Origin of the sequence: Rhizobacter sp. (assembly GCA_021153565.1) — a bacterium.
Lineage (GTDB): Bacteria > Pseudomonadota > Gammaproteobacteria > Burkholderiales > Burkholderiaceae_C > Albitalea.
The window spans coordinates 1-12,230 of record JAJKJU010000290.1; the positions used below are offsets into that span (position 1 = coordinate 1).

Genomic DNA, 12,230 nt, shown 5'->3' on the forward strand with positions numbered 1-12,230 from the left:
AAGGCCTTTCGCAGTTGTTGCTCCTCTTCCATCGCATTCCCGGGCACAGGGATCGGCCCCCGGTACTCGGGCTGCTGTTGGTGTCCGTACCGATGGGAGCCCGGGGCGGCGTGTGGCTGCGACGGCCTCAGGCTGGCCGCCAGGGCCTTTCGCAGTTGTTGCTCCTCTTCTATCGCATTCCCGGGCACAGGGATCGGCCCCCAGTACACGGGCTGCTGTCGCGTCGGTATGGACCCACGGGGTGGCAGCGATGAGGAAGTGGGCGTTGGTGTCCCATCTTTACGTCGTAGGGCCGACAGGCCACCCTCAAAAGCGTGCCTGACAGTCGAGGCGACACGGTTGACGCTGCGCGTGCTGAATGAGGTGGCAAAGGTGTTTTTGATGGAGCTCAGTTTCAGTTTCATGCCGTGCCTTTCTTTACAGAAGATCCGAGTGTGACGTTGTCGATCGCGGAGGCTACCCATGGATGCGAAGCCATTCCGCGATATGCGAAGCGGCCGGGCAATTAGGACTTGGCCCGAAATAAGTTCCCGTCTTGGGGGCGCTGGGCGGGCGCGCTGCGGCGTTGCTCCTCACATCGGTGTCGGCCATGCCTGCGGGGCGTGATGCCGCGTGGCTGGGAAGAAGCCCGGCATGGCCCCCCGCGGAGGAATGGATGCGGGCCTGTGGGGGGCTGGTCTCATTCGGGCCCGTAGAGCCGTCGGGCCGTCCTCCACAAAATCTTTGACGGTCGTGGCGGCATTGCTGGAGCAGCTGAATGCGGATGCCACGGAATCGGTACTGGGACGCAGTGTCACGCGTCGTGCTTTTTCCTGTGCAGAATATTCCCGACCCTGATGGAAAGGCCGCGCGGCCACACACGGTCGCGAAGCCATGACTTCAAATGCGAAGTGGCTGGGCAATGGCCCGGAGTCGATGTCGGCCATGCGACCTGGGCGACACTCGCATCCTTGACGGAAATTTCATGAAGGCACGCTTTAGCGCCCTCGCATGCACCCTCGCCGCGGCTGCCCTTGCGGCGTGCGATAGGCCTGCACCGACCCCGGCCGCCTTCGCGCCGGCATCCGCCGCAGCCGCGTCGTCCGCACATGAGGTACCCGGCATCGCCTGGAAGCAGGCGGTCAGCGACGCCGATGTTGACGCAGCCTTTGCACAGGCCCGTGCAGACCGCAAGCCGATTTTCATTTACTGGGGTGCCAAGTGGTGCCCGCCGTGCAACCAGGTGAAGGCGACGCTCTTCAACCGCATGGACTTCATCGAGCGGTCCCGCGCCTTCGTGCCGGTCTACATCGACGGCGACAGCCCCGGCGCGCAAAAGCTCGGCACGCGATTCAAGGTGCGCGGCTACCCGACCATGGTGCTGTTCAATTCGGATGGCGTCGAACTCACGCGATTGCCCGGCGAGGTCGATGCCTCACAGTACACGCAGGTGCTCACGCTCGGCATGAGCGCGAAACGCCCGGTGAAGGCCGTGCTGGCCGACGCAAGGCAGGGCGGATTGGGGCTCACGCCCAACGACTGGAAGCTGCTTGCCTTCTATTCATGGGAAACGGACGAGCAGCAGGTGGCGCCCAAGGAGCAGATGCCAGCGCTCTTGCAGCAACTGGCTGCCGCATGTCCGGCGGATCAACCCGACACCGCCACGCGGCTTCTCTTGAAGGCGATTGCCGCCACCGATGCGAAGGCCGCGTTTAAACCGGACGACAAGGAGCGCGACCGAGTGCTCGCCGTGCTGTCGAATCCGGAGCAGTCGCGCATGCACATGGATGTGCTGACCAACAACGCCGCCGACATCGTGCGAGCCTTGTCGGGTACGAAGTCCGCACAGCGCGCGCAGCTCGTCGAAGGTTTCAATTCGGCCTTGAAAACGCTGGAATCCGACACGACGCTGTCTCGCGCCGACCGCATGACCGCCTTGCAGGCGCGAGTGGATCTTGCCAAGATCGACCAACACAAGGATGACAGGGCTTTGCCCCGGCTGCCCGATGCATTGCTCGCCGATGTGAAGGAGCATGCGGCGCGAGTCGACCGCGAGATCACCGACGGCTACGAGCGGCAGGCGGTCATCACAGCTGCGGCCTACTTGCTCGAAGAAGCAGGCCTGCTCGATGAGTCCGATGCGCTTCTCAAAGCCAACCTTGCGAAGAGTCACTCGCCTTACTACCTGATGTCCGAACTCTCGTCGAACGCGAAGAAGCGCGGCGACAAGGTCGGTGCCTTGCGCTGGTCGCAGGAGGCGTTCGATCAATCCGAGGGCCCGGCCACGCGGCTTCAATGGGGCGCGTCTTACGTCGGTGCGTTGATCGAGCTGGCACCGCAGGACGAGAAGCGCATTGAAGCCGCGGTGTCGCAGCTGTTCGCCGAAGCCGCCGCGCAACCGAATGCTTTCTATGAACGCAGTGCGCGATCGCTGCAGCGCGTGGGCACCAAGCTGGGCGAATGGAACAGCTCGCGTGCGCATGCGGCGTCGATCCAGCGATTGAAAACCCAGCTGGATGTCGTGTGCGCAAAGCTTCCAAGCGACGACGCGCAGCGCGGCATATGCGAAGGCGTGTTCAATTTCGCCAATGCAAAGAAGCAGCAGGGAGCAGTGTCGTAGTACGCCTGCAATCGGGGCTGGATCGGTCGCTCACCCGCTGTGACGTGCCCCTCGCTGGGCTCGGATACGCTCACTGTTTTCCAGCAGGAGTAGCCGATGCCCCGCACAATCCTTGATGAAACGCGCATGCACCCCATGGTGCGCGAACGAGTCGCCAATTGGCATGCCGACATCGTGCACAACGTCCAGGCAGCAACCTTGTCGAATCCGATCCTCGTTGTAGGCATGGCGCAGAACCCGTTCTGCCGCCGGGCGCGCAAGGCGCTGTCGGATGCGCAGCAACCGTTTCACTACCTCGAATACGGTAGTTATTTGAGCGAATGGCGCCGGCGGACGGCCTTGAAAATGTGGACGGGCTGGCCAACCTTTCCGATGGTGTTCGTGCGCGGAGTGTTGGTGGGCGGATATTCGGAATTGAAGGCGTTGATCGACAGCGGCGAACTGAAGCGCTTGCTGGGGCAGCCGTAGCCCCTTTGGGTGAAGCGTCCCAGATTTCTCCAGGCGCGAGAACGCGGGCACACTTTGCCCGCGTTTGAAAGGTCCCATTCGATGAAGCTATTCCTCATGTGCCATGCCGCCACGTTGTCGGTGCTGGCATTCGCCGCGTTGCCCGCGTGGAGCGACGAAGCCTTGAAGCCGTGTCGCATCGCCGGCATCAAGAACGAGGTGCAGTGCGGCGTCGTGAGGCGGGCGCTCGACCCGGCCCATCCCGAAGGAAAGAAGATCGACGTGCACTACGTGGTGCTGCCCGCCATGGCGCGACGCAAGCTGGCGGACCCGGTGTTCATGCTTGCGGGCGGCCCGGGGCAGAGCGCGATCGGCGTGTCGCCACAGGTGTTGCCGCTGTTCACGCGTCTCAACAACCGACGCGACATCGTGTTCGTCGACCAGCGCGGCACGGGCGAGTCCGCGCCGCTGGAGTGCGAGGACGTGCGGCATCTCCCGCTGGCCGACCAGGCCGATCCTGAGCGCCAATTCGCGCAGGTGAAGCAATGCCGCGAACAGCTTCAGAAGCTGCCTTATGGCGACCTGCGCTTCTTCACCACCACCATCGCGATGCAGGACCTCGACGCCGTGCGCCGGCAGCTCGGCGTCGATCGCATCAACCTGGTCGGTGCGTCCTACGGCACGCGCGCAGCATTGGAGTACCTGCGACAGTTTCCGAACCAGGTGCGCCGCACGGTGATCGACGGCGTCGCGCCGCCGGACATGGTCCTGCCGGTCAGCTTTTCGACCGACAACCAGGCGGCGTTCGATGCGGTGATCGCGAGTTGCGAGGCTGATGCGGCCTGTGCCCGGGCGCATCCCAACTTGCGCGCCGATTGGATCGGCTTGCTCGCGAGCCTGCCCAAGCCCGTGACGGCCACGCACCCCTTGAGCGGGCAACCCGAAACCTTCACGTTGACGCGCCATATGGTGCTTGGCTCCGTGCGTGGGCCGCTTTATGCGCCTGCGCTTGCCGCCGCGCTGCCGCATGCAATCGACGAAGCGGTGCGCGGCCGCTACGGAGCGCTCCTTGGCCTGAACAGCCTCTTCGCGTCGCGCAAGGGCACGTCGCTTGCGATGGGCATGCACTTCTCGGTGGTATGTGCCGAAGACTATCCACGGGTGGGGCAGGCCACCGACGCACCGGGGCGCGATTTCACCCACGATTTCGCCCGCGTGTACAAGCGCGTGTGCAGCGAATGGCCGCGCGGTGAGGTGGCTTCGGCGTTCTACAACATGCCGGTGAGCAACTCTGCGGCGCTCGTGCTGAGTGGCGGCATCGACCCGGCCACGCCGCCGCGCCACGGCGAGCGCGCCGCCAAGGCACTGGGCCCGAAGGCGCTGCACGTGGTCGTGCCCAACGCCGGCCACGGCGTGCTGAGCATCCCGTGCATGCGCGACGTGATGTTCCGCTTCATTGATGCCGTCGAAGAAAGCGATGCGCTGGCCGTGGACGCGAGCTGCACGAAGAACATGCCCCGGCCGCCGGCTTACCGCCCGATCGACTTGTCGCTGGAGTCCGCAAAGAAATGATCACCATCGACTCGCTCGCCAAGAATTTTCTCGCACCATCCACCACCAAGCGCGGACTGTCGTTCAGGCGATCTGCGCCGCATGTCGTGAAGGCAGTGCAGCAGGTCAGCTTTTCCGCACCCAATGGCCGCATCACGGGCCTGCTCGGTCCCAACGGCGCAGGCAAGACGACGACGCTGCGCATGCTCGCAGGTCTCATCACGCCAGACGCCGGCAGCATGTCGGTCGACGGCATCGACGTGGTCTCGCGGCCGCGGGAGGCTCTGGCGCGCATGGGCGTGCTGAGCGATGCGCGCGGGCTGTATCCGCGCTTGTCGGCGCGCGAGAACATCGTCTACTACGGCATGCTGCAAGGCATGGAGCGCGAGGCGGCCCATGCCCGCGCCGAAGCGCTCGCGCAAATGCTGGAGATGAAAGCCCTGCTCGAGCGGCGCACCGATGGCTTCAGCCAGGGCGAGCGCATGAAGACGGCGCTCGCCCGGGCGCTGGTGCACGATCCCGCCAACATCGTGCTCGATGAGCCGACCAATGGACTCGACGTGCTGGCCACGCGCGCCCTGCGCGATGCGCTGCGTTTTCTGCGTACGCCCGAGGGCGGCGGAAAGTGCATCGTGTTTTCGACGCACATCATGCAAGAGGTGGAACGGCTGTGCGACAGCGTGGTGGTCGTCTCGCACGGCCGCACCGTCGCGTCTGGCACGGTGGGCGAGCTGCTCGCACAAACTGGGGAAGAGGATTTTGAAGAAGCCTTCGTGGAGCTCGCGTTCGCAGAAGAATTCAAACAAGCCAGGGCAGCTGGGGCGGCAGCATGAGCATCGCCAACACATCATTTCTTCGCGCCGCATGGACGGTCTATTGCAAGGAAATCACCGATGCGCTGCGCGACCGGCGCACGCTCATCGTCGTGCTGTTGTCGAGCGTGATGCTCGGACCGCTGGTGCTCATCGCGCTGTCGTCCTTCATTGCATCCTTCGAGGCGCGTGCCGAGAAGCGTGAGGTCGTGGTGATGCACATGGAGCGCGCCCCCAGTCTCAAGAACTACTTCGAGCGCCAGACCTACACAGTGAAGACCGCGCCGGCCGACTTCGAGATGCAGTTGCGCAAGTCCAGGCTGGGCGATCCGGTGGTGGTGATCCCCGAAGATTTCGAGGACTCCGTGCTGCGCGGCGAGGCGCCGGTGGTGGAGGTGGTGAGCGACAGCGCCAACAAGCAGGCCGAAGGCGGCAGCCATCGCATCCAGCGATTGCTCAGCGGCTTCAGCCGCGAGCGCGCTACGTTGAACCTCGCGGTGCGCGGCGTGTCGGCGGAGTTGCTCGAACCCATGCAAGTGGAAGAGCGAGACCTTGCGAGCACGCAGACACGTGCGACGCAGATCACCGGCATGCTGCCTTTTTTCGTCCTGATGGCTGTGCTCTACGGCGCGCTCAATGCGGCCTTGGACACGACGGCCGGCGAGCGCGAGCGCGGGTCGCTGGAGCCTTTGCTGATGAACCCGGCAGAGCGGGCCGCGCTGGTGCTGGGCAAGTGGGGGGCGGTCGCATGCCTGAGCATGCTGATTGCGGTGTTGAGTTGCTTCAGCTTTCTGCCTGCACAGTGGCTTCTGCAAAGCGACACGTTGCAAGCAATGTTCCAGTTCGGACTGCGCGAGGCACTGCTCTTTCTCGCCGTGCTGCTGCCCTTCGCCGCTGCACTCTCTGCCGTGCTGATGGCCGTGGCCATCCGCTGCAGGACTTTCAAGGAAGCGCAGGCGAACAGTACCGTCGTGATCCTCGGCGTGTCGCTGCTGCCGCTCTTCACCGTCTTCAACGAAGGGGGAGAAGCGGGCTGGCATCTGATGGTGCCGGCACTCGCCCAGAACACGCTGATGACACGCGTGCTCAAGGGTGAAGGTTTCGGCATGGAGCAGGTGCTCGTGCCCATCGCGGTGTGCGCCGTGCTGACGGCGATGGGTGTTTGGTTCGTGGCGAGGATGCTCAGGGCGGCTGCGGTGCGCTGATTCGAAGGCCGGGATTTCACAGGTTGGTCTGGGCTGCGGCCGGCACCCTCACCCCAGCCCTCCCGGAGGGAGATGGAGCAATACACATGGAGAGGATGCAATACGCCATGGCTTTTGATGAATGGACGGTCGCGGCATGATGTGCGCATGAACGCGACGGCAACCCCCTCCATCACTTGGCGCATCTGCCCCTTCGACCAGCTCACGCTGCGCGAGCTGAGCAACATCCTCATGGCGCGTCAGCTCGTGTTCTCGCTCGAGCAGAACTGCGTCTACCTCGACGCCGACGGTCACGACGAGACTGCGTGGCACATCGCGGCATGGTCGGCCGGGCATCGCGTTCCCCAAGCCTATGCACGCCTGCTCGCACCCGGCGTCAAGTACGACGAGCCATCCATCGGCCGCGTGCTCACGACGTCCGCATCGCGAGGCACCGGTCTCGGCCTCGATCTTGTTCAGAGATCAATCGCGCTGTCGCACGATGTCTTCCCCGGTCACGCGATCCGCATCTCGGCGCAGTCGCGGCTGGAGGCGTTTTATGAAAAGGCCGGCTTCATCGTGCAGGGCGATCAATACATGGAAGACGGGATTGCGCACACAGAGATGCTTCTGCCGCCGTCACGTTGAGTGGGGTTGTGACCCTCATTACGCCGGCACGCGATGCAAGGCGCGCTGTACTTCGGTTTGCCAGGGCAGCGTGTGCACGAGGCCATTGAGATGCCGCGCGGCCAGGTTGCTCGGAAGAATGTCTCCGTTTGAATCCGTGAGCTGGAGATTGGTCACGAGGGCCATCGGGTCTGCCATGGCGACGACGCCCTCCTGCACCTCTACCCAGTCCCAAGCCACACCGGCGGCAGGGTCTGCCGAAGGGTTGCCCCACACGGTTTGTCCACATGGGTGATCGTTGTCACCCGCGTTGAACACACGTGTGCCAAGATGGATGAAATGCAGATTCGGAGCGCACTCGGCCTGCCACAATAGAGGCGGCCACGCACACACGATCCAAGCGGGTGTCATCTGCTTGCGGTCCTGCGTTGGTGGTTGATGGGATGGGGCCCGATGGCAGGGAGTGTGGTGCGTCAAGACGCGCTTGCCATCTGTAAATCCTTTCAGGTGATCTATCTGTTTTGTGGGCGGATCGCGCGACGTTGTTATGGGAGTAGACAAGAACCATGCTGCAAGATGGATTCACGTCAGTGCTGCAGGTGACGAGCCGTGATGAGCTGTTGAGTGAAGTGGTGCGCTTTACAAAACAGCTGGGATTCGAAACCGTCACTGCTACGGCAGTAGTAGATCGCTTCCGGGGCGAGCCTGAATTCGTGTGGGTCGACAACGCACCGCCGGAATACAGCGCATCGGCTGAATATGTGGGTGATGCGCGTCGGGATCCGGTGACTCAGCACTGCAAGCGCCTGAGCGTCCCCATCATCTGGAATCAACAGACTTACACGGCGGCCGGTCAAGGCGACAAGTGGGAGCATCAGGCGAGTTTTGGATATCGAGTCGGGATCGCGCTCGCTTTGCATATGCCCGAAGGTCGTCACTTCTTTCTAGGGGTAGATCGCGATCAGCCTTTGCCAGGGAGTTCGACCGAGGTAACGCGCTTGGTGGCTGATCTGCAATTGTTTGCGGTGCACGCGCAGGATGCGGCACTGCGTGTGCTGCTACCGGCGCAACCGCAATCGGACTTCCCGAATCTCACCCCGCGTGAATTGGAAAGCCTGCGCTGGACGATGGAAGGGAAGACAGCCTGGGAGTTGGGAAACATCCTGGGCATCAGCGAGCGCACTGCAGTTCTTCACATCAATAACGCAACACACAAACTCGACTGCATCAACAAGCACCAAGCTGTCCTCAAGGCGCTACGGCTCGGCATCATTCGTTGAAACAAACCTGTAAGAGTTGACAGTTACGTGCCCAAAGGGTCGCTGCTGGAATGGAGTCACACGCACAGGGTGTGCGTTCCATCCCAGGAGCCTCAAATGTCGCACCAATATACCCAGGTCGTTCCGCAGGCACAGTCGAACAAGCCGGTGGTGCCTGCTGCACCGTCCTTGCCGGTTCCCCTCGATCCGAGTCTCCTGAGCCAGGTCAGTGGTGGAGCCGGAAGCAGTTCATCGCCCCATCCCACTTGGTAAGTGCATCTGGCGAACGTGCCAGTGCTCATGGCGCAGTAATCGCTGCCATGGCCAGGTCGGTGTGAGTCCACTTGTTCTTATGGCTCAAGGTCCACTCACACCGATCAGCAAAGTCAGGCTTGAAGTCTGCGATCGTTTCTGGTCCCATCGTCATGGGAAGGAAATAGGCTATCAATGCGGTCACGACACGCATCGACGGTTCAAAGGAAGCTCCAGCAATTCAAGATGTAGATGCCAGAGTTCAGAATCCGTTGCGCTGTTGCATTTGAGATTTCTGCATTACAAAGCCTCTTGCCCATCCGCTAAAAGAGGCTCGCTATTTTCCGAAGCGCAGCGCGGACATTGGGGCTTTCAAACCTTGTTGATTTCTAGTCAGGCAAGGCCCTTGCCTTGACATAAAGTTGTGACGTAACGCGTGGCCCGCGGTGCCAGCGACCTATAGGTCGTCACGACAACAGCATGTCACTGCATTCAAAACAAGGTTGGCCGACACTCCCGAAATGCGCAACGAGTTCCAGTGAGTGGTGCGTTGCACGGGCTCAAGATTCTCAAAATGCTTTGACCCGGTCTTGCACCATTGCAAGCATGCCGGTGCCCCATCATTTGGACGCAGGACTGCTGCAAATCGATCGGGCATTGCAACCGGTGGGGTGCTCAGGCTCGCACGGCTCTCGTACTGCGTGAACCGCAATAGTCAAGGCCCTGCACCTTGGGCTCAATAGATGACATGACCGGAAATTGGCAAGACCATACGTGAAGACATGAGGAGATCTGAAGGCGGATGAATACAGTGAAATCACAAGCGCGCGCAAAGGCTCCCGCAGCGGACGGGGCCGCAACCAATGAGTTCCTCGGCTCGCACCCGGTGCGCAACGTGAGACGGGAGCGAGGAGGCAAAGGTTGGCATGTACAAGTGACGCGGCGCGGGACGTCTTACGTCAAGTATTTTTCTGACCTGGAACACGGTGGCACGCAAAGGGCGCTGCACGCGGCCATCGCGTACCGCAACGAATTGAGCCAGACGCCGGACGCCGAGCCCGAGCCGCCGAAGGAATTCGACCGGGTGCGCAACGTGAGGAGAGAGAAAAACGGCACCGCCTGGTTGGTGCAGGTGATGCGGAACGGCGTCTCGCACAAGAAGTATTTTGCCGACCGTGAGTACGGCGGGTGCGAGCCTGCATTGCTCGTGGCCATCGAGTATCGCGACTGGCTGATGCGGGTGGTGCGGCGGCAGGCCGCCGGGGTCGAGGAGCTTGGCGGTGAGGGCGACCTGAACTTCTCCCAACCTGGGAAATTGAAGAAGTCCAATACCAGCGGCGTCCTTGGAGTTCACCTGAGCCGAACGCCTAACAAGGACGGCATGCCCCGCTTGCACTGGGTGGCCGAATGGGTGCCGGTGCCGAACGGGCGCCCCGAACGGCGCAGGTTCAGCGTGGCGCGCTACGGGGATGCTGAGGCCAAGGCTTTGGCAATCGAAGCGCGCGACGAGGCGATGAGGTTGCTGGAAGAACAACGCCATGGGCAAAAGCATGGCGAGGCGCCCGGCGCATCGAGTCGAAAGGGTGACAAGGTGATTGTTGAAGTTCACCTTGGAAGGCAAGCGGCCCAACGATTGGCTGCACTTGTCCGCAAGCGCGGGATGTCGCGCAGTGCACTCATCGCAGAGTTCGTAGATGCCGGGTTGGCCGTGTAGCGGCCGGGCTCGACAGATGCCTGGAACAGGGCCCAGTCGGGGAGTTCCGTTGCCAGATTGCGGCGCAGTCAAGCAATGCGGTGTCGCTCGTCGCCAATAAAGGATCGAGGCGGCACGTGCCGCATTGGCTTTTAGGCGTCCTCGAGATAACGCGGGTCGTACGCAATGCTGGGATCCCTGGTGGCAATGGGTGGACGCATTGGAGCAATCGAATCAAGCTGCGGAGCCTCATCCCTCGCCACCTGTAAGACCTGCCAGTTGTCCCGCACCGTGGGCGATGTTGGAATCGGCTGCAAGTCAGGCGAATCCGCCTGTGCCTTGCCAGACACCGGCGCGGGTATGCATTCAGTGTTAACAGGCCCTAAAAGACGCCACATGGCCAACCTCTTCCGCTCTGAAGTTATTGAAGGCCGCCAGCAAGCCTGGCTTGGCAGCATCCAGCTCGTGCGGCCGGTGCCTCTCGTGGTGCTGACCCTCCTTGTCGTGATCATTGCCGTGCTCGTCTGTGGCTTCCTCTTCGAAGGCCGCTACACGCGCAAGGCGCACATCGTTGGCTACCTCGTGCCTGACCATGGCGTTTTGCGCCTGGTGCCGCCGCAGGCTGGCGTGGTAACTGAAAGCCATGTGCTCGAAGGGCGTGGCGTGAAGCGCGGTGACGTGCTCTTCGTGCTGTCCATTGACCGCACGAGCCTGAGCGGCGACACGCAGGTGCAGGTTCAAAACAGCATTGCCACGCGTCGAAACAGCCTGCAGGATGCCTCGCGCCGTGCAACTCAATTGCAGCAGGAGCAGGTCGCCGGGTTGGAACGTCAGCTCGCCGACATGAAGCGCGAGCTAACGCAGATGGATGCGGAATCGCATCTGTACGAGGAGCAGCTCGCGTTGAAGCGGCAAGATCTCGCGCAGTGGGAGTCCCTGCGAGGCGAAAACTTCGTGTCGGCCGCGCATGTGCGCACGAAGAAATCTGAAGTACTAGAGGTGCAGGCCAAGCTGCAGGCGCTGTCCCTCAAGCGCTCGGCGCAGTTGCGCGAGATGGGTGTGATCGAAGCGCACCGACGCGAAGAGCCATTGCGCAGTCTCGCCACCATCGGTGAAATCGAGCGCGAGCTGGCCACGCTGGCGGGCGCCTCGGCTGAGAACGCGGCGAAGCAGACGGTTGTCATTCGTGCGCCGCAAGACGGCGTCGTCACCGCGGTGATGGCCGGAGTCGGCCACAGTGTCACGCCCGCCACAGCGCTCGCGAGCCTGCTGCCCAGCGATGCGAAGCTGCAGGCCAAGCTCTTCGCGCCGTCGAGCGCGGTGGGCTTCGTGCGACCCGATCAGGCCGTTCAGCTTCGTTACCAAGCCTTCCCGTATCAGAAGTTCGGCCATCACGCGGGGGAGGTGGTGCAGGTGTCGCGCACCCCACTGCATGCGGCTGAGTTAGCGAGTCTGCCGCTGCCTGAATCGATGAAGGCGACACCTTCGGCGGAGCCGCTGTACCCCATCACTGTCGCCCTCGATCAGCAGACTGTGCAGGCCTACGGCCAGGCGCAGCCGCTTGTGCCGGGCATGCAGCTCGAGGCCGACGTGCTGCTCGATCGGCGCCGGCTGATCGAGTGGATTTTCGAGCCGCTGCTGAGCGTCACTGGCCGCGTCTGAGCGGCTGAGAGTATTTCGATCATGCCCGCTCATCACGCCAAAAGCCCCCTGCTCGTCGTTGCAAATGCTCGCCATAGCACGAGCTATGGCTGCGCTTTGTGCCTAGATCCGGCGCCTTTTGACGTGCTGCTCGGACACGCTCGA

General features: G+C 62.5%; 12 protein-coding genes. 11 read left to right on the plus strand and 1 reads right to left on the minus strand.

Annotated elements, in window-relative coordinates; translation table 11 throughout:
* The 7 genes from AC30NL_RS18275 to AC30NL_RS18305 all read left to right on the plus strand — a co-directional run.
* On the plus strand, positions 1–254 hold a 254-nt coding region (locus tag AC30NL_RS18275), incomplete at its 5' end, for a hypothetical protein (protein ID WP_489465413.1).
* A 710-nt stretch (positions 255–964) separates the two neighbouring features.
* Positions 965–2,599, plus strand: a complete 1,635-nt coding sequence (locus tag AC30NL_RS18280; RefSeq protein WP_489465414.1) for a thioredoxin family protein — start codon at positions 965–967, stop codon at positions 2,597–2,599.
* 96 nt (positions 2,600–2,695) lie between these two features.
* Complete coding sequence (locus tag AC30NL_RS18285; protein ID WP_489465415.1) at positions 2,696–3,067, plus strand: glutaredoxin domain-containing protein; 372 nt, start codon at positions 2,696–2,698, stop codon at positions 3,065–3,067.
* An 81-nt stretch (positions 3,068–3,148) separates the two neighbouring features.
* Positions 3,149–4,618, plus strand: a complete 1,470-nt coding sequence (locus AC30NL_RS18290; protein ID WP_489465416.1) for an alpha/beta hydrolase — start codon at positions 3,149–3,151, stop codon at positions 4,616–4,618.
* The gene (locus tag AC30NL_RS18295) at positions 4,615–5,430 is read left to right on the plus strand and encodes an ABC transporter ATP-binding protein (RefSeq protein WP_489465417.1); all 816 of its coding nucleotides are present in this window, start codon (positions 4,615–4,617) and stop codon (positions 5,428–5,430) included. Before AC30NL_RS18290 ends, AC30NL_RS18295 begins: the two co-directional genes overlap by 4 nt.
* The gene (locus AC30NL_RS18300; RefSeq protein WP_489465418.1) at positions 5,427–6,614 is read left to right on the plus strand and encodes an ABC transporter permease; all 1,188 of its coding nucleotides are present in this window, start codon (positions 5,427–5,429) and stop codon (positions 6,612–6,614) included. The genes AC30NL_RS18295 and AC30NL_RS18300 overlap by 4 nt, the downstream gene beginning before the upstream one ends.
* A 147-nt stretch (positions 6,615–6,761) precedes the next feature.
* Positions 6,762–7,241 (plus strand): GNAT family N-acetyltransferase, encoded by a 480-nt coding sequence (locus AC30NL_RS18305; protein WP_489465419.1) that lies wholly within the window; start codon positions 6,762–6,764, stop codon positions 7,239–7,241.
* 18 nt (positions 7,242–7,259) lie between these two features.
* On the opposite strand, the gene AC30NL_RS18310 is transcribed toward AC30NL_RS18305, so the two are convergent.
* Positions 7,260–7,631, minus strand: coding sequence for a DUF4902 domain-containing protein (locus AC30NL_RS18310; RefSeq protein ID WP_489465420.1), 372 nt, complete (start codon positions 7,629–7,631; stop codon positions 7,260–7,262).
* A gap of 155 nt (positions 7,632–7,786) precedes the next feature.
* Here AC30NL_RS18310 and AC30NL_RS18315 point away from each other — a divergent pair, with 155 nt between their 5' ends.
* From AC30NL_RS18315 to AC30NL_RS18330, 4 genes are all read left to right on the plus strand, one after another.
* Complete coding sequence (locus AC30NL_RS18315; protein ID WP_489465421.1) at positions 7,787–8,500, plus strand: helix-turn-helix transcriptional regulator; 714 nt, start codon at positions 7,787–7,789, stop codon at positions 8,498–8,500.
* A gap of 96 nt (positions 8,501–8,596) precedes the next feature.
* Positions 8,597–8,752: a hypothetical protein gene (locus tag AC30NL_RS18320; RefSeq protein ID WP_489465422.1), complete on the plus strand. Its 156-nt coding sequence runs from the start codon at positions 8,597–8,599 to the stop codon at positions 8,750–8,752.
* Between the two features lie 781 nt (positions 8,753–9,533).
* Positions 9,534–10,445: an AP2/ERF family transcription factor gene (locus tag AC30NL_RS18325; RefSeq protein ID WP_489465423.1), complete on the plus strand. Its 912-nt coding sequence runs from the start codon at positions 9,534–9,536 to the stop codon at positions 10,443–10,445.
* Between the two features lie 375 nt (positions 10,446–10,820).
* Positions 10,821–12,086 carry an HlyD family secretion protein gene (locus AC30NL_RS18330; RefSeq protein WP_489465424.1) on the plus strand — a complete coding sequence of 422 codons (1,266 nt, stop codon included), beginning with the start codon at positions 10,821–10,823 and terminating at the stop codon, positions 12,084–12,086.
* The last annotated feature ends 144 nt before the right edge of the window (positions 12,087–12,230 follow it).

Excerpts from the sequence above, each read along its gene's own strand:
- AC30NL_RS18280 (WP_489465414.1), top strand. The coding sequence starts at position 965 with ATGAAGGCACGCTTTAGCGCCCTCGCATGCACCCTCGCCGCGGCTGCC.
- AC30NL_RS18285 (WP_489465415.1), top strand. The coding sequence starts at position 2,696 with ATGCCCCGCACAATCCTTGATGAAACGCGCATGCACCCCATGGTGCGC.
- AC30NL_RS18290 (WP_489465416.1), top strand. The coding sequence starts at position 3,149 with ATGAAGCTATTCCTCATGTGCCATGCCGCCACGTTGTCGGTGCTGGCA.
- AC30NL_RS18295 (WP_489465417.1), top strand. The coding sequence starts at position 4,615 with ATGATCACCATCGACTCGCTCGCCAAGAATTTTCTCGCACCATCCACC.
- AC30NL_RS18300 (WP_489465418.1), top strand. The coding sequence starts at position 5,427 with ATGAGCATCGCCAACACATCATTTCTTCGCGCCGCATGGACGGTCTAT.
- AC30NL_RS18305 (WP_489465419.1), top strand. The coding sequence starts at position 6,762 with ATGAACGCGACGGCAACCCCCTCCATCACTTGGCGCATCTGCCCCTTC.
- AC30NL_RS18310 (WP_489465420.1), bottom strand. The coding sequence starts at position 7,631 with ATGACACCCGCTTGGATCGTGTGTGCGTGGCCGCCTCTATTGTGGCAG.
- AC30NL_RS18315 (WP_489465421.1), top strand. The coding sequence starts at position 7,787 with ATGCTGCAAGATGGATTCACGTCAGTGCTGCAGGTGACGAGCCGTGAT.
- AC30NL_RS18320 (WP_489465422.1), top strand. The coding sequence starts at position 8,597 with ATGTCGCACCAATATACCCAGGTCGTTCCGCAGGCACAGTCGAACAAG.
- AC30NL_RS18325 (WP_489465423.1), top strand. The coding sequence starts at position 9,534 with ATGAATACAGTGAAATCACAAGCGCGCGCAAAGGCTCCCGCAGCGGAC.
- AC30NL_RS18330 (WP_489465424.1), top strand. The coding sequence starts at position 10,821 with ATGGCCAACCTCTTCCGCTCTGAAGTTATTGAAGGCCGCCAGCAAGCC.